Genomic DNA, 22,599 nt, shown 5'->3' on the forward strand with positions numbered 1-22,599 from the left:
GCGCAATCCTTATATTTGTAACCTCATACAAAGAATTAAAGAACTACAATGAAAATATCTTACAACTGGTTAAAACAATTTATTAAAACAGATTGGACATCTGAGCAGACTTCTGAATTACTAACAGATTTAGGTTTAGAGGTTGAAGTTGTCGAAAAATACGAATCAATAAAAGGAGGTTTAGCAGGCGTTGTTGTTGGACACGTTCTAACATGCGAAAAACATCCTGATGCTGATAGATTGAAAGTTACCACCGTTAATATTGGTTTAGAAGCTCCTGTACAAATTGTTTGCGGTGCTTGCAAATGTGGCTGCAGGACAAAAAGTGCCTGTTGCAACAATTGGAACTGTTCTATACGATAAAGATGGTGCAGAATTTACCATTAAAAAAGGAAAAATCCGCGGACAAGAAAGTCACGGAATGATCTGTGCTGAAGACGAATTAGGTTTAGGTACAAGCCATGACGGAATTATGGTTTTGGCTGAGGATTTAGTTCCTGGAACTCCTGCTTCTGAAGTTTTTCAAATTGCAAATGACGAAGTTTTTGAAATTGGATTGACACCTAACCGTGCCGATGCTATGAGTCATTTTGGAACTGCACGCGATTTAAGAGCGGGAATGTTGCAGCGTGGCGTAAACATAGAATTGATCACTCCTTCTGTAAGCAATTTTAGAGTTGACATGCGTACGCTAAAAATTGATGTGAATGTTGAAGATAATCATTTAGCTCCAAGATATTGTGGTGTAACTATTTCTGGAATTTCTGTACATGAATCTCCAAGCTGGTTACAAGATCGTTTAAAAGCTATCGGATTAACTCCAAAAAATAATATTGTTGACGTAACTAATTATGTTCTTCATGAATTAGGGCAGCCTTTACATGCTTTTGACGCAAGCAAAAATCAACGGAAAAGTGATTGTAAAAACAGTTGCAGAGGGAACTAAATTTGTTACTCTTGATGACGTTGAAAGAACACTTCACAAAGAAGATTTAATGATTTGTGATGAAAAAGGTCCGCTTTGTATTGCTGGAGTTTTTGGCGGTAAAAAATCTGGAGTTTCTGAAGGAACTACTTCTATTTTCTTAGAAAGTGCTTATTTTGATCCAGTAAGCATTCGTAAAACAGCCAAAAGACATCAATTAAGCACCGATGCTTCTTTTAGATTTGAAAGAGGAATTGATCCAACAATTACAGAATATGCTTTAAAACGTGCGGCACTTTTAATTCAGGAAGTTGCTGGCGGAAAAATCACTTCTGATGTTGTAGAAGTTTATCCTAAAAAAGTAGAAGATTTTTCTGTTTTATTGAATTTTAGCCATGTTTCTAAAATTATCGGACAGGAAATTCCAAAAGATACGATTAAAAAAATCTTGGTTTCTTTAGATATTAAAGTGAACAGCGTTTCTGATACTGGTTTAGGCTTAACGATTCCTGCATATCGTGTAGACGTTCAACGCGAAATTGACGTAATCGAAGAAATCTTGAGAGTTTATGGTTATAACAACATTAATTTCTCTAAGAAATTTAATGCTACTGTAGCAAATTCACCAAGAACAGAAGATTACAAAGTACAAAACGTAATTGCTTCTCAGTTAAATTCGCAAGGTTTCCACGAAATGATGGCTAACTCATTGACAACTGCAGCTTACGCGAAATTATCTGCTTCATTAAAAGAAGAACATAATGTTTCGATGTTGAATCCGTTGAGTAGTGACTTAGCAACACTTCGCCAGTCTTTATTGTTTTCTGGATTAGAGGCTGTTTCTTATAACATTAATAGAAAAAATTCGGATTTAAAATTATTTGAATTCGGAAAAACATATCACAAATATTTAAACGGATATGAAGAGCATAAACACCTTTCTTTATTAGTTTCTGGAAATAGAAACAAAGAAAGCTGGACAAGCGCGCAGAAAACGACAGATTTCTTCTTATTGAAAGGATATGTAAAAGCGATTTTATCTCGTTTAGGAATTGAAAAAATTGGTAATGCTCCTGTTCAATCAGATGTTTATTCTGAAGGAACTGCGATTACTTACAATAACGATATTTTAGTTGAAATGGGTGTGGTTAAAAAACCTATTTTAAAACATTTTGGTATCAAACAAGACGTCTATTATGCAGATTTCAACTGGGATTTGGTTTTAAAAATCATCACAGGAAAAATTAAGTATACTGAAATTCCTAAATATCCGGAAGTTCGTAGAGATTTGGCTTTATTAATCGATGAAAAAACGACTTATGAAAGCATTTTCAATCTAGCAAAACAGACAGAAAAAACACTTTTAAAAGACATTAATCTATTTGATGTTTATCAAGGAAATAAATTGCCAGAAGGAAAAAAATCGTATGCTTTAAGTTTTACTATTCAAGATAATACTAAAACATTAACTGATGCTCAAATCGATAAAATCATGTCTAAATTACAACAGACTTTCGAAACTGAACTAGGTGCAACCTTAAGATAATTTCTTTCTCAATTTTAAAACAATAAAACCCGACAATTATCTTGTCGGGTTTTCTTTTCGTTTCAAGTTTAAACCTCAAAGTTTATGAAAAAAAGCTCTAAAACCCACGTTATTTAATTTCAATTTCTCATTTAAAGCTTAAGGTATAATTTCTAGTTTTCTCTTCTTAAACGCAAAGTAAAAGCATGAATCGTCTATTATACAGTATATTTTATCTCCATTAATAAGTTAATGCAAAGAAAAACGGGATATTCTTTTATTTTTTCTCTTCCGTTAAGAAAAGTCAGTTCCATTAAGAAATTACATTGTACAATTTCGCCGCCGAGTTTTTCTACTAATTCACAAACTGCTTTTGCAGTTCCTCCAGTAGCCAACACATCATCGTGAATTAAAACGTGATCTCCTTTTTTAATAGCATCTATATGCATTTCCAAACTATCAGAACCATATTCTAACTCATAAGAAGCAGAAATCGTATCGAACGGAAGCTTTTTTGGTTTTCTTACGGGAACAAATCCGGCATTTAACTCTTGCGCCAATAACATTCCGAAGAAAAAACCTCGAGATTCGGCGCCAACGACCTTGTCAATTTTTTGCCCATTTAAAGAATCAAGCAAAATTCTTAGGCAATTTGTTCGCGCTTCTGGATTAATTAGTAAAGGTGTGATATCTTTAAATAAAATTCCTTCTTTCGGAAAACCCTGAATATCACGTATATAATTTTTAAACTGCATTTTTTTTTATTTTTATGTTATTTTTTCCTTGTTTATCTCACATTTATGTCTATCTTTGCACCCGCAATAAGCAATCAACAAAGCTACAAAAAAATAGCTAATTGATAACAAAAAGGCCTCGTGGCGCAACTGAATAGCGCATCTGATTACGGCTCAGAAGGTTACAGGTTTGAATCCTGTCGAGGTCACTTCTCGGGACAAAAGATAAAAATCATCTTTTGTCCCGTTTTTTTTAGCCCTTAATTCATTATTAATCAAATAGATAGACTCAACGATTTTATTGATTCTAGCGGTTTGTATTTTATTTTCTCGAATTGTAAAATTTTCAGGATAAACTAAACCAATTAGGCTTCGAGCTTCCGATAAATCCATGTCTTCATAAGCCCTATTTATTTTTATTAGATTCTCAATCCCTTTATCCAGTAGCATTTCGATACTATGCTTGTCTTTCACAACATTTGATAATTCACGTTCTAGGTTTGTAATTCGTACCGCATAGTCCTCTTTCATTAATTTGTAGTCTTCCGAATCAATTTTGGATGTAAGAAGAAGATCTCTTGCATTGCTTAATCGAAGTTCGTAATCTTTTATCTGTTCCAAAAGTCTTTTTTTCATCTCGCCGGCATTATTAGCTAAATCTCGATGAGTTTCATACAAAAGAGAGGTGTATAATTTCTTGACTTCAGGTAAAGGTCTGTACTTTTTAAAATTTTCCGTAAAAAGTTCATTTGCTACTTCCGAATTAATCCTAAACTTACATTGAGCTTCACAGTGATAATAATAGTAATGTTTATGCCGGTTCTGTCGCATCTGTCAGAATCAAATATAAAAATTGAAGTAATTTAAAAGTTAGCCCGCCAATTTACAGAATGATTTAAACATAGTTATCCCTGGTCTAACCATTTGATTCTTTCTCAGCATATGCACAACTTCAATTCCGCTCAATGTTCGTCTTGCCGATTCAAAACTTTTAAAGCCTAACCCATTTTGTATCCTCCATTTTATAAATCGATGGTCCTGTTCGACAATATTGTTGAGATATTTACACTGCCGGATTTTAATCTTTGTGAATGAACGTTTGTTATAGACTTTGATAGCGGCAGTATTAGAACCGCTTTTATCAATGTTTACTACTCTTGGTCTGTAGTTATTACTAATTGCTTTAATTAGAAATGACTGCGCACTCATTCTTTGTCTTTTTCTGGTCAAAAGAAAATCAACCGTATTGCCTAATTTATCTACTGCCCTATATAAATAACACCAAATACCTTTTACTTTGATGTAGGTCTCATCCAATCTCCAACTCTCCCCCACTCTGCCTTTTCTCTTCTTCATTTCTGCCTCAAGCAAAGGTGCAAACTTGTAAACCCAACGCTGAATCGTCGCATGATCCACAATGACTCCTCTAATCTTCATTAGTTCTTCAACATCACGGTAACTAAGTGTAAATCTTAGCTTGAAATATACTGCCTGAAGAATTATGTATTTTGGATAACAATGACCTTTAGTATTCATCTTTTGATCGGTTTAAAATTCTAAAGATAAAAGTTATTCCCAGATGCGACAGAACCAATGAAATTATGGCGTACAAAATTAATGCTCACAGGATCTCATTTTACAAACCTTTTTAAACTGCAAGATATTGAAAACAGCATTATATCAGTACAATACCCCCAGCTGTAAAATAGTCCGCAGGCCAAGCTCACATTATCCACAAACCCTTAAATGAGTTTTTTAAGCATGCCGTCAAATATAAAACCATGAAACGGCAGCACGGCATACCAGTATAGTCTTCCCATAAGACCGTGGGGTTTAAAAGTGGCCGCCTGATATAAGGTATTGTTGATTATTTTAAATTCCAGCCAGGCTTCGCCCGGAAGTTTCATCTCGGCATACAAAACCAGTTTGCCCTTCTTCTTATCGGCATATACAACCCTCCAGAAATCCAGTGCATCCCCTGCATGTATCTGCGTTTTATGCGTCCTTCCCCTTCTGGTGCCCACACCGCCAAAAACCTTATCGATGAATCCGCGCAGCTCCCAGAGCCAGTCGGCGTAATACCACCCGGTCTCTCCTCCTATGGACCAGATCCGAGCAATTGTATATTCCCTGTTTATGACTGCTCTTTTTCTTCTGTCAATGTAACAGCCCTTTTTTGGGACCTTCAGGTATTGGGAAACATTTCCTTTGAACTGTCCGCTGACACGGGAGTCTTTCCAGCTCGAGATGATATCATCATCACTGATTTTTTTCAAAGCCCTCTCTAATGCCTGCCGGTAAGTAATAGGTGTAACGCCCAGCAGGCTGTTAATCCTGTTATCTCGGCAGATGACTTCCACTTTCATGCTCGCTGACCAGCGCCGAGGCCAGCTTAAAGGAAGTTGAAGTCACAAAATACAGCCAGTAGGACGATAATTTCGGGGTCATCACCGGTACGGTGTAAATGTATCTCCGTAGTTTTTTTGCTCTGGCAAACTCCAGCAAGCATTTCCTTGTAAGTCAAAATATCAGGTCCCCCGATATCAAAACTTTCACCATAAACTGCCGGATTTAACAGCGAGCGGATTAAAAACTCCAAAACATCGCTGATGGCAATCGGCTGGCATTTGGTATTGAGCCATTTTGGGGTAATCATAAGGGGCAGTTTATCCACCAGATCACGTATTATTTCAAAAGAGGCGCTTCCCGATCCTACTATTATTCCGGCCCGAAGCACCGTTAAGGGCAATGCTGCAGTCTTTAAAATATCTTCCACCGCCTTCCTTGATGACAAATGTTTGGATAATGACTTATCATTTACAATTCCGCTGAGGTAAATAATCTGTTTTGCATTTGTCTGGTTTATTTTTTCTATAAAATAATGTGCCGAAATGCTTTCCAGCTGATCATAATTGGAAGCGCCGGACATGGAATGGATCAGGTAATAGGCCGCGTCTATATCATCGGGAATACTCTTCAGGCTTTCCGGATCCAGAAAATCAGCTTCAATGACCTGTATTTTATTTTCAAATTGTTCAGGAAAGTAAAACCTGTTTTTATCCCGAACGCAGCAGATTACTTCATTTCCGTGATCCAGCAGCAAGGGCAGCAGCCTCTTGCCGATATAACCTGTAGCGCCTGTTAAAAGAATTTTCATCTCTGAGCTGTTTTACAATTTAAAGCTTACCAAACCATAATCCATCGCGAAAACCTGGCCTGAAATTGATGCTGCATCTTCAGAGATAAGATAGCCAGCCATACGTCCAACCTCCTCGGGTTTTAGATAATTTTTCAAGGGGTGTCGTTCCTTCATATTTTCCTTCATCCTGTCGTTTCTTAAAATAGATGCTGATAAAGAAGTCTCTGTAATAGTCGGGGCAATAGCATTGATACGGATTAACGGGGCAAGCTCGGCGCCGAGCGATTTAACCAGACCCTCTACTGCTGCTTTCGAGGCCGCAATACTGGCATGAAAAGGCATTCCGAGTTTTGCCGCAACACTGCTGAATAAAACAATAGAAGGTTTTTCCCCTTTCTTTAACGCAGGCAGATAATGCTGAATCACTTTGACTGCTCCCACCACATTAATTTCAAAATCATTTCTGAAATCATCCAGGCTTAAGCCCAGAATGGGTTTCAGGTTTATAGATCCCGGACAATAAACCAGGGCATCCATACTTTCAAATTCAGGCAAAGGATCCCCGAGCACATCGATTGCAAAATGAATTAAATTCGGATGGGTAATATCAGGAGCTGTCCTGCTGATATTGATAATCCGGCAGTTTTCCAGATTCTGCATTACAACAGCATTCCCTATTCCTTTACTGCCGCCAACAATTACAATAGTTTTCATTTTTTTAAGATTAAATTTAAGAGCTGGGAGGACTGTTTGTGCTATGATTTTCAATAAAATAAGATATTCTTTATTAATAAAATAATATATTCTTTATTAATTATCAAAAAAGCTAAACTGTGTTTTAGCATAAAGTTATCTTAGTATCTTAAAGATAACAATTGTTTGACAATTTTAAATAAATATTAAACAAAATAAAAATTATTTTATCTAAATTAGCTATGCTCTTCTCAATTCTTCAAGGAGAATCCCTCAAAAAATACAATCATGAAAAAATTAAAACAGCAGTTTGCTGATCGTGACCTGGACCGCATTATTGAAATGGCATGGGAAGACAGAACCCCTTTTGAGGCTATTGAACACCAGTTTGCGCTTAAGGAAGCTGATGTAAAAACTTTAATGAAGAAGGAACTCAAAACCGGCAGTTATATACTTTGGCGTAAAAGGGTAGAAAATTGTAAAACAAAGCATCTGCAGAAACGCTGTGAGCAGATCAGCCGCTTTAAGTGCAGAGAGCAGCGGGGCATTTCCAATAACAAAATAGCAAAGAAGAAATAATAAAAATGATTACCTGCCAATTATTGGAATTATGATAAAAAATATGGAATCCCTGTAACAGGAAACTTTTTAAAAACCAGTATATTCGCCATTAAAGACCAAAACACCAATCAAACCTAACGCTATGTACCGAAATCCAGGGCTTCTACAAAATATAATTGATGCTATCCCTCTTCCCGTCGGGGTGTATGTGGGAGATAATTTAGAAATTGCACTGGCCAATGATGCCATGATCAAAACATGGGGCAAAGGAAATGATGTGCTTGGAAAAACCTATCTCAGCGTGGTTCCTGAAATTGAAAACCAGCAGATTCTCGATGAGGCCCTTGGCGTTCTTAAAACCGGAACTGCCTTTCATGCTGTGGGCAGAAAAGTAGATCTGGTCATGCAGGGAATTATGACCGAATATTACTTTAATTATAGTTTTATTCCGCTTTTTGACGAGCATGGAAAAGTCTATGGCGTGCTTAACACCGGCGCTGACATCACAGATCTGCACAAAGCAAAAGAAGAAACCCTGAAAGCAAATGAAAAATTAACCATAGCCATAGAAAGTTCCGGGATAGGAAGTTATGAAATAGACCTTGAAACCAAAAAAATCAAGACTTCAGCAAATTTCAATACGATCTGCTCGATTGGAAGCGAAACAACAAATGACGATTTAATTGCAAAGCTGCACCCAGAGGACCTTCATGCGCGCGAAAAAGCGCACCAGCAGTCCGAGGAAACGGGAAAAATATGCTATGAAGCGCGGATTTTAAATGATGACGGCGCCTACCGCTGGGCTAAAATCAATGGAAAGATTATCAAGGACAAGGACGGGTCTGCAAAGACCATCATTGGTATTGTTCAGGATATACACGAGCATAAGGAATTTCAGGAGGAACTAAAAAAGCAGGTCGCAAGCCGTACAAATGAGCTCACGCGTTCCAATCGTGATCTGATGCATTTTGCCAGCGTAGTGAGCCACGATCTTCGAGAGCCGCTGCGAAAAATTAAAATTTTCAATACACTCTTACGAAATGACATAGAAGAAAATGTTAATGAAAAATCTAAAAAATACCTTCATAAAGTAAGCCAGTCCGCCCAGAGAATGGAAAATATCATAGAGGGAATTTTGACCTATTCCACCCTTGACAAAACTTCACAGGTTATAGAAACAATTAATCTTAATAAGGTTATTGAAGACATAAAAATAGACCTTGAGCTCATAATAAGGGAAAAAGGTGCTATTTTAGTTACTTCTGATCTTCCACAGATTCAGGGAGCCCCGATTTTAATTAACCAGCTTTTCTATAACCTCCTGCAAAATGCCTTAAAATTTTCCAAAGCGGACCAGCCTCCAAGGATTATCATAACAAGCGAGCATCATCAATAGTGACGGCCAGGATTTTGTACAGATAAAAATAAAGGATAATGGTATTGGAATTGAGGCTGAATTTGCAGAAAAGATTTTTACGGCATTTGAAAGACTGCATTCCAAAGACCAGTACGAGGGAAATGGCCTTGGGCTTGCCCTGTGCAGAAAGATTGCCGAAAGGCATAATGGTAAAATAACTGCAGCCGGGGAAAAGGACAACGGCGCTGAATTTACGGTGACCCTTCCTTTACAACAAAAAGCCGATACGCTGTAGAAATTGAAATTTACAACTTCCCGCCGTTAGAGCAATTTTACAAATAACAGCAATCTGTCTGATAAAATAATATTAGACAGCTTCATAAACACATATTTTTTTTATTTTGCATTCCTGCAAATTTCAATCTTGCCAATCACATCAAAATCCAATGTGTAATGGGCAGCAGGCTGATAATTTTCATCGGTGAGGACAATTTTCATGACCTGATGAATTGAAGGATGAGTGTCTGTATCTGCATTTTTTGAAAGAACAGGGTAAAATGACAATATTCCCTGCGGAACATTACCGTTTATAAAAAAAACAAATTCTTCTATTTTAGTGGGCTCCACAAAAGACTGACCTGGAAAGTTAAGTGGATTTTGCCCTATAAAAGCCTGAAACTGCTCAAGCTCAGTACTATTAAAGCACAGTGCGTTTAAACTGGAACTATCGGCCTTGTCAAGTCTGAACCATTTGAGATTTAGAATTAACCTTTTAGAATTAAAACTGCAGTTAAAATATGCCAGCTGTGTATTTATGGTATACATGAAGACTTTCCTTTGTTAAATTTAATTCTCCTATTCAATTTTAAAAAGTTACCCTGATTTCATTATGTTTCATTACTGATGCCATGACCAGGAGCCGCATCATTTTAAAAAGCCGATACTGTTATTGTACTGCTAACTTACTGCAATTTAATCCTGCAATAAAAGCCTGAATAAAATTTAGAATCATTCTAACGGCAGCAGCCTGATAACCAAAGGTATTTTGAAGTAATTTTATTTGGAAATTATAGACCTATGAAAATGGATGTTATGGATAGAGAGATTCTCTCGGACACTCTTAAAAACATAGATAAAAAAATTGAAGGGTTAAATAATCAAAAAATTAAAGCCTTCTTTGAGTCTCTGGGACTGGAGCAAAGAGATGACATTGCTAAAGATTATCTGAACTGGGAAAACATACTTATTGTGGTTCCCAGCCGCAGTACTTTAAATGAACTGAAGAAATATAAGTATTCCATATCCCGAATCTCTTTTATTGCAAATCCTAATGCAGAGCAGATTCATATTTACGATTTTAATGAATGGAAAAACAGCACCCGGAACAAGACACAATTTCAGATCAGGGAACTGCTGAAAACCAATTTTGGAGGCAGTCCAAAAATATCTGAAAATCGGGACTGGGTTAAATTAATGCAAAAAAATCATGGAAGCTGAAAATCATTACATCACCAGAAGCGGGTGGCTGAGGGCAGCAGTTCTGGGCGCCAATGACGGAATTTTATCCACCACCAGCCTGGCTATTGGCGTGGCAGCTGCAAGCGTGAGCAGAGAACCTATTCTGCTGGCGGCAACAGCCGGTTTAGTGGCAGGTGCATTGTCCATGGCCGCAGGCGAATACGTATCGGTAAGCTCTCAGGCTGATGTTGAAACTGCTGATCTTACCCGCGAGAAAGAGGAACTTAAAAATATGCCTGAATCAGAGCTTGAGGAACTGACCCATATTTATATGAAGCGCGGGCTGAACAGTGAACTGGCAAAACAGGTTGCAGTCGAATTGACAGCCCATAATGCACTTCAAACACATGCGAGAGATGAGCTCGGAATCAATGAAATTACCCAGGCTAATCCCTTAATGGCCGCTTTCGCATCAGCTGTATCTTTTGTCATAGGGGGCTTGCTGCCGCTGCTGGTGGCTATTTTCGCTCCCATAAAAGAAATGGTATTGTACCAGTATGGTTTTTCAATACTCTTTTTGGCATTATCGGGAATGCTGGCCGCTAAGGCCGGGGATCCCATACGCTGAAAGCTGTAATGCGTATCTGCATCTGGGGAACTTTTGCAATGGCAGCCTCAGCCTTGGTCGGTTATATTTTCGGGGTTCATACGGCTTAAGAAAAACAGTCCTGAAGCCGGAGTAAAAATTAATTGAATCTTAAGCAATTAAAAAAAATAAGAATCGCAAGCAATGCGTTATTTCGTATATACCTAAAAACAGACTGCAAAATGAAACTAATTACATTATTGCTTTTAATGACCGTGCTTCCCATTAACTGGGAACCTGATTTTAATAATGCAAAAAAAACAGCAAAAGAAAAACATGAATTAATACTGCTCAACTTCTCGGGTTCAGACTGGTGCGGACCCTGCATTGTGACGCGCAGAGATTATCTTGAAAGCCAGGTATTCTCAGAGATGGCAAATGAAAATCTGGTACTTGTTAATGCTGATTTTCCAAGGAAAAAGAAAAATATCGGAACACCGCAGCAGGTTAAACGAAATGAAGATTTAGCCGAAATATACAACAAGGAAGGAAATTTTCCCCTGACGCTTCTTTTGGATGCCGATGGAAAAGTGCTTAAAACCTGGCATGGAAAACCCGAATCTACTCCTGAACAGTGGACTGCCGAAATAAAAGCGATCTGTGAGAGCCGAAAATAACATGCTTAAAAACCAAAAATATTCCGAGTCCCTAAAACTCATGGGGAACAGCTTTACCATAACAGTTGTTGCTGAAAATGAAAAAACAGGAAATGAGAATATTGCACTTGCCACCTAGGAAATCAAACGGATTGAAAAACTTTTGACTACCTATAAACAGGACAGCCAGACCAATCTGATCAATGATAACGCAGGAATAGCACCCGTTAAAGTAGATTTGGAGGTTTTTAATCTTATTGAAAGATCTATCGGAATTTCGAGAATCACACAAGGTGCATTTGATATTTCTTATGGAAGTATCGACAAAAGTCTGTGGAATTTTGACAAATCCATGACCAGTCTTCCTGATGCCCAGACCGCTCTCAAAATGGTACACCTTATTGATTACCGAAATATTATACTTGACAGGGAAAATACAACAGTATTTCTAAAAGAAAAAGGAATGCGGATTGGTTTTGGAGGTATCGGAAAAGGATATGCTGCCGAGATGGCAAAACAAATTCTTATAAAACATAATGTACAGAGCGGGATAATTAATGCCAGCGGAGATCTTTCGGCATGGGGACTGCAGCCCAACGGCAAAAAATGGACCATCGGTGTGGCTGATCCTGACTCGCCAAATGCGGCATTCTCCTATATGGAAATCTCAAATAAGGCGGTGGCAACCTCGGGCAATTATGAAAAATTCGTGACCATTAACGGAAAAAAATATTCGCATACCATTGACCCAAAAACAGGACTTCCGATATCGGGAATAAAAAGCGTGACCATTATCGCCTCAAATGCAGAATTTGCAGATGCTATGGCAACTCCTATAGCGGTAATGGGGATTAAAGCAGGCTTGTTTTTAATAGATCAGATACCGGATCTATTTTGTATTATAATTGACGACAACAACAAAATTTACACTTCTAAAAACATTAACCTGAAATGAAAAAGCCAAGGCAAAAAAATCTCGTGCTTTTATGCAGTATTGCTTTAACAGGCATTCTTCTCACATCCTGCACCTCTGTAAAGGAATACCAGAAAGGAAAAATCAACGATTCTGAAATGGTACTTTCCAACAGGAAAATAGAAAAGACAGAACTTAGTTTTCAATCCTACCGTGAGGGAGCTTCCGGGCCAATTCAGGAAAAAGCGGCGGCGGCTGTGGCTGTAACTAATTTTCATACGATCAAAAAATGAAAAGAATATTCATTACAGGATTTGCATTATTGGCATTATTTCAGGCAAGGGCGCAGAATGTCCCGGCCGATTCTACCAGTTATAAAAGCAATAAATTAAAATTGGAAGAAGTTAATCTGGTTTCGAGCTATTATAAACAAGACGGAAACAATTCAGCCGTTACGGGTGGAATCGGTTCTGAGCATCTAACTGATATTGCCAATACCATTGATGTTAAGCTGGTAAAATACGGCCAGACCGGAATCAAGCATACCTTTGATATTGAAGCCGGTATTGACCATTATACCTCTGCTTCATCAGATATGATTGACCTGAGCGCTAATTCATCTGCATCGTCTTCAGACAACCGCTTCTACCCTTCTTTGACCTACCTTAGGGAAAATGAAGAAAAAGGAAGAACGCTTGGAATCGGCGTTTCATCATCAACGGAATTTGATTACCAGTCTTTTGGAGGAAATATTGCCTTCTCGCAGAAAACAAAAGACAGAAACGGGGAATTCACGGCCAAATTCCAGACCTTTATAGATCAGCTCAAATTAATTGAGCCCGTTGAACTTCGTGCTCCGGGAAGTGAAGGTTATGAAAGTGCTAACAGAAATACTTTTGCAGGGACTTTGAGCTACTCCCAGGTTGTAAACAAAAACCTGCGGCTAATGCTTGTAGGGGACGTCATTAGCCAGAATGGCTATTTAAGTCTTCCTTTTCACAGGGTTTATTTTGCTGACGGCTCTGTCCATCAGGAAAAAATGCCCGATACAAGACTTAAAATCCCATTGGGAATAAGGGCCAGTTATTTCTTGGGAGATAACGTAATTATTCGCGCTTATTACAGATATTATACCGATGACTGGAGCCTGAAAGCACATACGGCTGACCTTGAAATTCCTGTAAAATTAACACAGGCGTTTTCTGTGAGTCCGTTCTACAGGTATTATACACAGACAGGAACGAAATATTTTAAACCGTACGGCGAACACACCGCTTCTGATGAATATTATACCAGCAACTATGATTTGTCTAAGTTTGACAGCAGTTTCTTTGGGATGGGAATGAAATTCACACCTCTTAATGGAATTTTTGGGCTCAAGCATTGGAATACGCTGGAGATTCGTTATGGGCATTATACCAGAACTACCAATATGACTTCTGATATTATCAGCATCAACATAAAATATAAATAACACATAATCAAACAAGTGTAATGGATATGAATTTACGGCATGTTTATTGTTTTTATCCAAATATAATAATGAATTTAAAAGTAAAATCATGAAAACTTTAAAATATTTTTTGATCGGGGTATTATTCCTTTCATTTGGTTACGCTCAGGCTCAGGTATCAGTAAATGTAAACATAGGAACACCTCCTGCCTGGGGACCTGCCGGTTATGCGGATGCCCGTTATTATTATCTGCCGGATCTTGAAACCTATTACGATGTAAGCACGTCCAATTATGTTTATCTCAGTAACGGAAAATGGGTGCGAACCAGATCACTTCCCTCTGCCTATCGAAACTATGATCTTTATAATGAATATAAAGTAGTACTGACTGATTACAGAGGAGACAGGCCTTACGACAGCTTTAAATCCCATAAAGTAAAATATGCAAAGGGCTATAAAGGAAAACCTCAAAAAACAATAGGACAAAAGCCAGGAAAAGGAAACAATAAAGATAAAAGCCACCATGATAATGGAAACCATAATGGAAATGGCAAGGGAAAAGGAAATGGTAAACATTAATTTAAAAGAGGCTTTGGGGAGCCTCTTTTTTTATCTTCAAAGAGCAGCCAATACCTCATATTTTAAAATATAATCCATAAAAGCTATTCAATCAGTCTATTTTACAGATCAGTTTTAAAACGGTTGCAATGATTTAGATTCATAAAAAAAGGGTTCATGACTTAATTTAAGTACAATGAACCCTTTCCATGAAACAGATGTTAATTTACAAATAAATCAGAAAGGAATTGATATTTATAACTGACTTTTATTCAAAAATAATAAGCACTATTACAATAGAATTAAGGTCCTTTGTAACTAACTTAAATTTACACGTATTTTATACAATTTTTATGGACAGCTCGAATTTAATTTGTTAGATCTAAACTTGCAAAAGTACCATTGATTTCTTTCATTACTTCAGTGAAAGCTGGGTGAACTTAATTCTGTCTTTAAAATTAAAAATAGTTGAAACACTTATGCTTTCATTGATTTTATTGTGCTTAAGGAAAGATAAAAGTCATTTTTTTTTACAGTATTCTTAGGGCCAACAAATGAAAATTTAAGTTTCTGTTGCACATCTGGATCTTTAGAAATTTCCCTCATTTCATCATCAATCCCTGAAGTTAAAGGCACTATGCCAGTTTTGCCATTCACCATATTTTTAATCATCAGGATCGGTGAGAACAGCAAGAGTTCAGCTTCCATACTTTTCGAAAAGAAAAATCCAAATCAAATGACTTTGCACATTACTATTATATGTTCATCAATGTTTAGAAAGCATTTTACATCAATCCCCAATAGTCTTAATGTAGCTTTATTAAAGATTTAATCTAAGCTGATCTATGATTCGAAGTCACTCTAAGTTTATAGGTATTTTTCTCTATTGATTTATGGTAATTTTTTGACATTAATTCCAGTTCAGATTTATAGCTGTAATTACCATTAATCTAATTATAATAAATATCTAAATTATATGCATTATAGCCGCTGCCTAAGATATTAACTTGTATAACCATTTTATTTACCTATATTCGCTTAGTATAAAAATTACCTCATTTACCATCAAGGTATACGTTCTAAATAATTATTAAAATATAGGTGCTTTTCCAGCAAATTACTGCCGTTATTTTTCAAATAAAACATCGCTTACTATGAGCATTAAAGAAAAAAATGGTATTAAGGAAGTAGTGCTTTCTGATGAAAATAATTCAGAGAATAAGGTACATCCCACAGGAGAAAAGTTACCACTTCAGAAAATCAAAATATCAAAAAAAGCAGTTCAGCCTTTTAGCAACAGCATTAAAGCCGAATTTCACAATAAGCAAATAGAACCTGAAATTTTAGCACTTAAAGAACAACTTGATGCAAATGAACAGTATTTGTTAAATCTAACAAATGCTATAAACACCACAAACGCATCTGTTGAGTTCGATATGGATGGCAATATTTTAAATGCCAATAAAAATTTCCTCAAAATTATGGGCTACACTGCAAAAGATTTGCTGGGAAAGCATCATAGTCTTTTAGTTGATCCCTCCTATTCAAAATCAAATGCGTATCAGTTTTTTTGGAACAGCCTGAAAAAAGGTATTCATCAAAGGGACGAATTTATCCTGACGGCGAAAAACGGCAAATTAATATGGTTTTCGGGCAGTTATAATCCTATTTTCAATACTCAAGGGAAACCTTATAAGGTCTTAAAAATAGCAACAGACATAACACTTTCCAAAACACAATTTTTACAGCTGGCTGTCCAAGCTCAGGAAAAGGAAAAAGATCATCTGAGTTAGTTATTGCAAATAAAGAACTTGCTTTTCAAAATAAGGAAAAGGAAGACCGTGCTGCAGAATTAATCATTGCAAATAAAGAATTAAAATTTCAGAATGAACAAAAAGAAAAACGAGCAGAAGAATTAATTAACGCCAATAAAGAACTGGCTATTCAGAGTATTGAAAAAGAAAAACGTCTTGCTGAACTTATAATAGCCAACAAAAAACTTGCTTCAGAAAAGATTTTGAAAGAGAAAAGAAAAGTGGAAAAGCTAAAAAGGGTCGCAGAATTAATAGTTAAAAACAGAGAACTTGCCTATCAGGAAAAGCGAAGCAGTGAACTGACCCTGGCTAATGATGAACTAAAAAAAGCGCAGGAAGAACTGGGATCATTTTCCTACTCAGTTTCACATGATCTGCGTGCACCTATTCGGGCGATTAACGGTTATACACAAATACTGATAGAGGACCATGCAGATTCAATAGATGATGATGGAAAAAAAATCATCCAAGCCATAGTCAACAACTCCAATAAAATGGGAATATTGATCGATGACCTGCTTGCTTTCAGCAAATTAGGACGCAAAGAGGTCTCATCTAGCAATATAAATATGACCTCACTAGTAAATGGAGTCATAAATGATATAACATTTGAAAAAGGTGAAAATACACCCATTTTTGAAATTGAAGAACTTGCCCCAGCAAATGGAGATTCCTCACTGATCAAACAGGTTTGGATCAATCTAATCTCTAATGCTATAAAATATTCAAAATACAAGCCAGAGATAAAAATCAAAATAGCATCAACGTTGCAAGACCACAAAATCATCTACAGTATAAAAGATTGGGGTGCAGGATTCGATATGGCTTATTATGATAAATTGTTTGGCGTTTTCCAGCGTCTGCACTCGCAGGAAGAATTTACAGGAACAGGCATTGGACTGGCGATTGTGCAAAAAATTGTCAGCCGGCATTCGGGAGCAGTTTGGGCAGAATCAAAACTAGATGAAGGTGCTGAATTTTACTTCAGCCTGCCGAATATTAAACATTAAAAAAACAAAAAAAATGGATTACGAAGATATTGAAATTTTATTTGCCGAAGACAGCATGGAAGATGCTATGCTGACCGTGCGCGCTCTTAATAAAAGCGGCTTTACAAACAAACTCCTGCATGTCAAGGATGGCGCCGAAGCGCTTGATTTTCTGTACTGCAGGGGAATCTATTCAAAGAGAAATCCAAAATTACATCCCAAACTTCTTCTCTTGGATTTAAAAATGCCCAAGATGTCAGGAATGCAGGTATTGGAAAAAGTCAAAAGCGATGATGCGCTTAAATCTATTCCAATAGTCATTCTTACCTCTTCCCAGGAAGATCCGGACATTGCAGAATGTTATAGTCTTGGTGCTAACAGTTACATTGTAAAACCTGTAGACAGCAACAACTTTTTTAATGCAATAAAAGAACTTGGGATGTATTGGATGATCCTGAGCCAGCCTGCTAATTAAGGATTTAACTTATATTCCTAAAACTATGATTCTATAGTAAATGAAAAAAGATATTAGAGCATTGATATTAGAAGACAATACTTCTGATGCAGATTTATTAATCCGTCACTTGAGAAAATCAGGGGTGTCGTTTGTAACAAAAATAGTCGATTCAAGAAATGTTTTTGAAGAATCTCTTGATACATTTTTGCCCGATATTATCCTATCAGATTATACGCTGCCTTCATTTGATGCTGTTTCTGCGTTTAAAATAGTAAAAGACAGGAGCCTTAATATACCCTTTGTCATAATTTCAGGTACTATTGGGGAAGAAAATGCTGTCATGCTTATAAAAGAAGGTGTTACGGATTATGTTTCCAAAAATAATTTCTCATCCCTGATCCAAAAAATAAATCGTGCCCTGAAAGAAGCAGAAGAATTAGTTCAGAAAGAAGAGCTTATTGAAAAACTAAAAATACAGACTGCAGCACTGCTTAAGGCAAATCAGGAACTCGAACTCCAAAATGCGGAGAAGGAAAAAAGAGCAATTGAGCTATTGAATGCAAATAAAGAACTGCTTGCTTTTAATTTTATCTCAAGCCATGACCTGCAGGAACCGCTGCGAAAAATTCAGACTTTCATTTCCATTATAATGGAAAAAGAGATCAACACGATGACTGAGGCGGGAAAAAACAATTTGAAACGCATACATGTCTCGGCAACAAGAATGAGACAGCTTATTGAAGATTTACTGGAATTTTCAAAAGTGAGTGTACTGGAACATCCCTATGAAGTGAGTGATTTGAGTGCTGTAATCGAAGATATTAAATCAGAATTTTCAGATGCAATTGATCAAAAAAAAGCTGTTTTTAAAATAAACGGATTAGTGCCTGCCTATATAAGGCCATTCCAATTTCGCCAGCTTATCTATAACCTGATATCAAACTCCTTAAAGTTCTCTATACCTGATATTGAACTTCATATTACCATACAATCTACTATACTTAAGTACAGTGAATTCAAGTCGCTTAATCTGCCAGGTAGTACGCAGGTTTGTGACTATTGGAATCTTACTTTTAAAGATAATGGAATTGGCTTTGAAGCTCAATACAACGAGACTGTCTTTATCATATTTCAAAGACTCCATCACATTGAGGAATATCCCGGAACGGGAATTGGTCTGGCTATTGTAAAGAAAATTGTAGAAAATCATAATGGAATTATAACCGCTGATGGTAATTTAAACAAGGGCGTTTTATTCAACATTTATATCCCAGTAATTAAACAAAAATTTTAAATTTATATTTAATTTTAGCCTTAGAAATCTATTAGATAATAAGGAAAATGGCATTGCACGCTATTTGTTCAATTATCGTATTAGTGCATGTAAGAGCATTAAAAACATTTTTAAACTCATAGCAGGAGCCCCATTTAAACGAGTTTTAAAATCACAAAACAGGCATTTTATTATTTGTGTTTTTTAGATATTTCTTTTCTGCCTTTTCTTTTCCAAAGAATAAATCCCGTAATAGAAAGTATTGCAGGACTGAATCCGGCAATTACATACAAAATTTTTATCCAAAAACTGTCATAATCCCCCCTGTGAAGCTGTTTCATGATCCAATAAAACCGGTCGGAAAATGATTTTTCTTCAATGCGTATGGTTTTGATCCAAGTTCCGTTATCACTGTCATAATAAACGTCGCTGCCTTTACCAAAATACAGCGGGTTTTGGGTATCAGAAAACTCACCGCTTACTATAATATCCGTTTTTTTATCAGCGACTATTTTTACGGCAATTGGATTGAAATTTGGAATTTCCCGGGCATGTTTTATCACCTGGTCAATATTTGCCCTTGTCCGATAATTCTGTTCTTTCTTAGAAATTAATTCCCATTCAGAAGGTAAAAAAAGACTTTTATTCATCCAGAAACCTGTAAAAAAAAGAATAAAATTAAGCAACAGGGTCCAGACACCAATAATCCTGTGCAGCGAAGAATAAAGGGTTCTGGAAGATTTACGATTTAACTTCTCTTTAAAAACAAGTACAGCAAATATCTTTTTGCGATAAATGATCACACCTGTAATTAAGTTTAAAATTAATGCAATGGCCGCAATGGCCGTTATAAGCCTGCCTGGTTTATCAATTAAAAGGGAATAATGCGCAGCATACAGCCAGCGGAAAAAAGGCGATTGTAAAGAGCTAAAACTGCCTTCTGCTACAATTTTTCCAGAATAAGGGTCTACCATACAGCAATAGAGATAATTATCGCTGACATTATCCTGATAATTAAAAATCATAAATTCATAGGTGTCGCGACTATTTCTGGGAAAAGTCTGCAGCATGATCTGCCGCGCCTGGGGATACCTCTCAGAGACTTTATGATACATCTGGTTTAATGAAATGGTTTTACTGCCCTTTACACAGCAATGCATTGGCGGATTATTGAAATACTCAATCTCTTTTTTAAAAACCAATAAAGCGCCCGAAATTCCAAAAAACAGATACAGTACCCCGAAAAACAATCCGAGGCAGCTGTGCAGTTTAAATGAGGTCTTTGTAATTTTTTTCAATGGAAGTTCTGAATTACAGCATTACAATTTTAATTTCAAAGATAAAATCACCTGGCGAAGGGTTCCCGGAGTAACCATACCACGGCCGCCATACCAATAATGTTCGTTGAGCAGGTTATTGGCAGAAAGTGAAAATACATAACGGGTTTTCTCAAAACTCAGCACCGAGTTGATTACCGTATAAGGATTCGTATAAAAAGAGCCATTGATATTATTGATCATCAGATCTTTACCATAATGACTGCCGCCTATACCTAATGAAAAGCCATTTAAAGCTTTTGACTGCGGAGCGTAATTCACGTACCAGGTTCCGGAAAGTTTGGGACCGGCATCTACAGGCCTTAGCCCTTGAGTAAGTGCATCGGAAACAATAAGTTTACTGTCATTATAAGCAAAACCAGCATGCAAAAACAGTCCTTTCATCGGATTTGATTCTAAATCTGCTTCAAAACCTTTACTGCGCTGCTCGCCATCCTGCAGATAGGAAGCCGTATCATTTGGATTTTGTCTTACCGCATTGGTTAGATCAATATTATAATAGCTCAAAACGGCATCCAACAGGTTCTTTTTCAGGGAAACTTTAACTCCCGATTCCCACTGGTTTCCATAAACGGGCTGGAAATTGGTCATCTGCCCGTTTACCGACTGCGGTGCCTGCGGCTGAAAACCATTCATATAATTAGCAAATAATGCTATTCTTTCAGGGATAATCTGGTAATTGATTCCCAATTTCGGAGAAACAGCCGTTTGTGTGTAATCCCCGGTAGTTGTCGCTGTTAATAAATCCTCAGTCCCTTTGTTATTGATGTAATTGATTCGGGCACTAAGCATTACACTTAAATTCTCCAAAGGGTTGATAACGTCTGAAATATATAGGGAATAATGATCCTGAATTGCCTTATAATTCTCTCCATAGGGTTTTAAGGCCAATTGACCGGAAATGTATTCATTATTAAAATTAGCATTCTCAGGATCTGTCCCAGCAGCTGAAACTTTAGTAAAATTCATAGATTTACTGGCAATCCCATAGAGATAATGATAGTATTCAACCCCCGCAATCAGCCGGTTTTTCACACTGCCAATTTTGAAATTCCCCACAAAATCCTGCTGGATCTGCTGGCTGGTAATGTTTTCCGGATACATTCTGTACACTCTTCGCGTCACATTCTGGCTGTTATCATCTAATCTTAATCGGATGTAATCGCCCGGAGTTTTATTATTGACTGAAATTAAATTGGTTTCCGATTTCCAATTCTCTGAAAGCCTGTAAATGACTTTTCCGTAAATATTTACTGCCTTATTATTGAGTGTAAGTGAGTTGTCATTGAAAGAACGGTAATAATCCAAATGGAGTTCATCTGCTGATTTAGCAGTCCCCAAAGCCACCTGGTAAAGCGGATTGTTGGTAGCGGTTTTGTTTAAAATTTCGGCATCAAGCTGAATATTTAAATCATCGCTGATTTTATAAGAAATACTTGGAGCTAAAAAAAATGTTTTTGAAAAACCCTGGTCCTGAAAAGTATCATTGTAGTTATAAGCGCCGGTTAAACGGGCAAGAACCTTTCCATCTTTGTCAAGAGGTGTATTGATATCAAGAGTTGCACGTTGCAGATTGTAAGATCCGCCCATTACAGTAATGTCAGCAAAAGTGGTCTGTTGTGGTTTTAGGGTAACCCGATTAATTAGTCCTCCAAAAGTAATCATAGTTGCGCCGCCTCCGCCAAAAATTACAGCGCTTGGTCCTTTAATTACTTCTAACTGGGCGATGTTTGCCGGATCCATATCAGAGGCCACATAACCGTTTACGCCATTTCTGAAGCTCGATCGGGTACGAAATCCCCGGATGGAATAATAAGGTGAAATTCCTGCCCAGCTGGGCGCAACACCTGTGGCATTTTTGAGCATTTCGCCTTGAGTGAAAAAATTTCTGTTTTTAATAAGCTGCGGTGAGACCGAAGCGGTCACCTGAGGATTTTCCAGGTTCTTGAGTGGCAATTTAGAAGCCAGTTCACTGGAAACATCTTTGGACTTTCTGACTCCTTCAATAATCACCTCGTCCATTAAGGTATATTTGCCCGATATGCTGTCTTTTTTTTGCGCATAGATTTGTAGTGAAGCCGTCAAAGCTGCCGCAAAAAATAGTACTTTTTTCATTTTGTAATTTTTATATAATTTTAATTTTATTAAAGTGCAAGCAATCTTTCATTGT

At 37.0% G+C, this 22,599-nt stretch carries 20 protein-coding genes, 1 tRNA gene and 4 pseudogenes; 16 read left to right on the forward strand and 9 right to left on the reverse strand.

Annotated features, from left to right (window positions below):
* Positions 1-48: 48 nt before the first annotated feature.
* A pseudogene (gene pheT, locus P5P87_RS04670) lies at positions 49-2,471 on the forward strand (phenylalanine--tRNA ligase subunit beta).
* A gap of 197 nt (positions 2,472-2,668) precedes the next feature.
* Here pheT and P5P87_RS04675 read toward each other — a convergent pair.
* Complete coding sequence (locus P5P87_RS04675; protein WP_278021727.1) at positions 2,669-3,205, reverse strand: adenine phosphoribosyltransferase; 537 nt, start codon at positions 3,203-3,205, stop codon at positions 2,669-2,671.
* 114 nt (positions 3,206-3,319) lie between these two features.
* Here P5P87_RS04675 and P5P87_RS04680 point away from each other — a divergent pair.
* Positions 3,320-3,393 (forward strand) — tRNA-Arg (locus P5P87_RS04680).
* Here the strand turns inward: P5P87_RS04680 and P5P87_RS04685 are convergent.
* From P5P87_RS04685 to P5P87_RS04700, 4 genes and pseudogenes are all read right to left on the reverse strand, one after another.
* On the reverse strand, positions 3,359-4,015 hold the full coding sequence (locus P5P87_RS04685) for a hypothetical protein (protein WP_278021728.1): 657 nt from the start codon (positions 4,013-4,015) through the stop codon (positions 3,359-3,361). The genes P5P87_RS04680 and P5P87_RS04685 overlap by 35 nt on opposite strands.
* A gap of 39 nt (positions 4,016-4,054) precedes the next feature.
* Positions 4,055-4,720, reverse strand: coding sequence for an IS6 family transposase (locus P5P87_RS04690; protein WP_278021729.1), 666 nt, complete (start codon positions 4,718-4,720; stop codon positions 4,055-4,057).
* Between the two features lie 206 nt (positions 4,721-4,926).
* Positions 4,927-6,341 (reverse strand): annotated as a pseudogene (locus tag P5P87_RS04695) (SDR family oxidoreductase).
* Positions 6,342-6,353: 12 nt separating this feature from the next.
* Complete coding sequence (locus P5P87_RS04700; RefSeq protein WP_111291226.1) at positions 6,354-7,037, reverse strand: SDR family NAD(P)-dependent oxidoreductase; 684 nt, start codon at positions 7,035-7,037, stop codon at positions 6,354-6,356.
* A 267-nt stretch (positions 7,038-7,304) separates the two neighbouring features.
* Between P5P87_RS04700 and P5P87_RS04705 the strand changes: the two genes are divergently transcribed.
* The 3 genes from P5P87_RS04705 (at position 7,305) to P5P87_RS04715 (ending at position 9,229) form a co-directional block, all read left to right on the forward strand.
* Positions 7,305-7,595: a TIGR03643 family protein gene (locus P5P87_RS04705; protein ID WP_109193311.1), complete on the forward strand. Its 291-nt coding sequence runs from the start codon at positions 7,305-7,307 to the stop codon at positions 7,593-7,595.
* A 124-nt stretch (positions 7,596-7,719) separates the two neighbouring features.
* The gene (locus P5P87_RS04710; protein WP_278021730.1) at positions 7,720-8,973 is read left to right on the forward strand and encodes a sensor histidine kinase; all 1,254 of its coding nucleotides are present in this window, start codon (positions 7,720-7,722) and stop codon (positions 8,971-8,973) included.
* Between the two features lie 49 nt (positions 8,974-9,022).
* Positions 9,023-9,229 (forward strand): ATP-binding protein, encoded by a 207-nt coding sequence (locus tag P5P87_RS04715; protein ID WP_278022764.1) that lies wholly within the window; start codon positions 9,023-9,025, stop codon positions 9,227-9,229.
* Between the two features lie 101 nt (positions 9,230-9,330).
* Here the strand turns inward: P5P87_RS04715 and P5P87_RS04720 are convergent, their stop codons facing one another.
* Positions 9,331-9,759, reverse strand: coding sequence for a hypothetical protein (locus P5P87_RS04720; RefSeq protein ID WP_278021731.1), 429 nt, complete (start codon positions 9,757-9,759; stop codon positions 9,331-9,333).
* A 252-nt stretch (positions 9,760-10,011) separates the two neighbouring features.
* Between P5P87_RS04720 and P5P87_RS04725 the strand changes: the two genes are divergently transcribed.
* From P5P87_RS04725 to P5P87_RS04755, 7 genes and pseudogenes are all read left to right on the forward strand, one after another.
* Positions 10,012-10,431 (forward strand): hypothetical protein, encoded by a 420-nt coding sequence (locus P5P87_RS04725; protein WP_240622578.1) that lies wholly within the window; start codon positions 10,012-10,014, stop codon positions 10,429-10,431.
* Positions 10,421-11,109 (forward strand): annotated as a pseudogene (locus tag P5P87_RS04730) (VIT1/CCC1 transporter family protein). The gene P5P87_RS04725 and the pseudogene P5P87_RS04730 overlap by 11 nt, the downstream one beginning before the upstream one ends.
* 111 nt (positions 11,110-11,220) lie before the next feature.
* Positions 11,221-11,655 carry a thioredoxin family protein gene (locus tag P5P87_RS04735; protein WP_109193307.1) on the forward strand — a complete coding sequence of 145 codons (435 nt, stop codon included), beginning with the start codon at positions 11,221-11,223 and terminating at the stop codon, positions 11,653-11,655.
* Between the two features lie 142 nt (positions 11,656-11,797).
* Positions 11,798-12,589 carry an FAD:protein FMN transferase gene (locus tag P5P87_RS04740; protein ID WP_278021732.1) on the forward strand — a complete coding sequence of 264 codons (792 nt, stop codon included), beginning with the start codon at positions 11,798-11,800 and terminating at the stop codon, positions 12,587-12,589.
* Positions 12,586-12,818: pseudogene (locus P5P87_RS04745) on the forward strand (DUF4266 domain-containing protein). The gene P5P87_RS04740 and the pseudogene P5P87_RS04745 overlap by 4 nt, the downstream one beginning before the upstream one ends.
* A gap of 18 nt (positions 12,819-12,836) precedes the next feature.
* Positions 12,837-14,021, forward strand: a complete 1,185-nt coding sequence (locus tag P5P87_RS04750) for a DUF3570 domain-containing protein (protein ID WP_278021733.1) — start codon at positions 12,837-12,839, stop codon at positions 14,019-14,021.
* A 109-nt stretch (positions 14,022-14,130) separates the two neighbouring features.
* A complete protein-coding gene (locus tag P5P87_RS04755) occupies positions 14,131-14,580 on the forward strand; it encodes a hypothetical protein (protein ID WP_340696646.1) in 450 nt (149 codons plus the stop codon).
* Positions 14,581-15,036: 456 nt separating this feature from the next.
* Here the strand turns inward: P5P87_RS04755 and P5P87_RS04760 are convergent, their stop codons facing one another.
* On the reverse strand, positions 15,037-15,267 hold the full coding sequence (locus tag P5P87_RS04760) for a hypothetical protein (RefSeq protein WP_278021734.1): 231 nt from the start codon (positions 15,265-15,267) through the stop codon (positions 15,037-15,039).
* A gap of 446 nt (positions 15,268-15,713) precedes the next feature.
* Between P5P87_RS04760 and P5P87_RS04765 the strand changes: the two genes are divergently transcribed.
* The 4 genes from P5P87_RS04765 to P5P87_RS04780 all read left to right on the forward strand — a co-directional run bounded on the left by P5P87_RS04765 (position 15,714) and on the right by P5P87_RS04780 (position 19,113).
* The gene (locus P5P87_RS04765; RefSeq protein ID WP_278021735.1) at positions 15,714-16,352 is read left to right on the forward strand and encodes a PAS domain-containing protein; all 639 of its coding nucleotides are present in this window, start codon (positions 15,714-15,716) and stop codon (positions 16,350-16,352) included.
* 224 nt (positions 16,353-16,576) lie between these two features.
* On the forward strand, positions 16,577-17,383 hold the full coding sequence (locus P5P87_RS04770) for a sensor histidine kinase (protein WP_278021736.1): 807 nt from the start codon (positions 16,577-16,579) through the stop codon (positions 17,381-17,383).
* A 13-nt stretch (positions 17,384-17,396) separates the two neighbouring features.
* Positions 17,397-17,837 (forward strand): response regulator, encoded by a 441-nt coding sequence (locus P5P87_RS04775; RefSeq protein ID WP_109194853.1) that lies wholly within the window; start codon positions 17,397-17,399, stop codon positions 17,835-17,837.
* Between the two features lie 40 nt (positions 17,838-17,877).
* The gene (locus P5P87_RS04780; protein WP_278021737.1) at positions 17,878-19,113 is read left to right on the forward strand and encodes a sensor histidine kinase; all 1,236 of its coding nucleotides are present in this window, start codon (positions 17,878-17,880) and stop codon (positions 19,111-19,113) included.
* Between the two features lie 170 nt (positions 19,114-19,283).
* Here the strand turns inward: P5P87_RS04780 and P5P87_RS04785 are convergent, their stop codons facing one another.
* Both P5P87_RS04785 and P5P87_RS04790 read right to left on the reverse strand, forming a co-directional pair.
* Positions 19,284-20,390 (reverse strand): PepSY-associated TM helix domain-containing protein, encoded by a 1,107-nt coding sequence (locus tag P5P87_RS04785; protein WP_278021738.1) that lies wholly within the window; start codon positions 20,388-20,390, stop codon positions 19,284-19,286.
* A gap of 21 nt (positions 20,391-20,411) precedes the next feature.
* On the reverse strand, positions 20,412-22,544 hold the full coding sequence (locus P5P87_RS04790) for a TonB-dependent siderophore receptor (protein ID WP_278021739.1): 2,133 nt from the start codon (positions 22,542-22,544) through the stop codon (positions 20,412-20,414).
* Positions 22,545-22,599: the final 55 nt, after the last annotated feature.

The sequence above is a fragment of the Flavobacterium ginsengisoli genome (genome assembly GCF_029625315.1).
Lineage (GTDB): Bacteria > Bacteroidota > Bacteroidia > Flavobacteriales > Flavobacteriaceae > Flavobacterium > Flavobacterium ginsengisoli.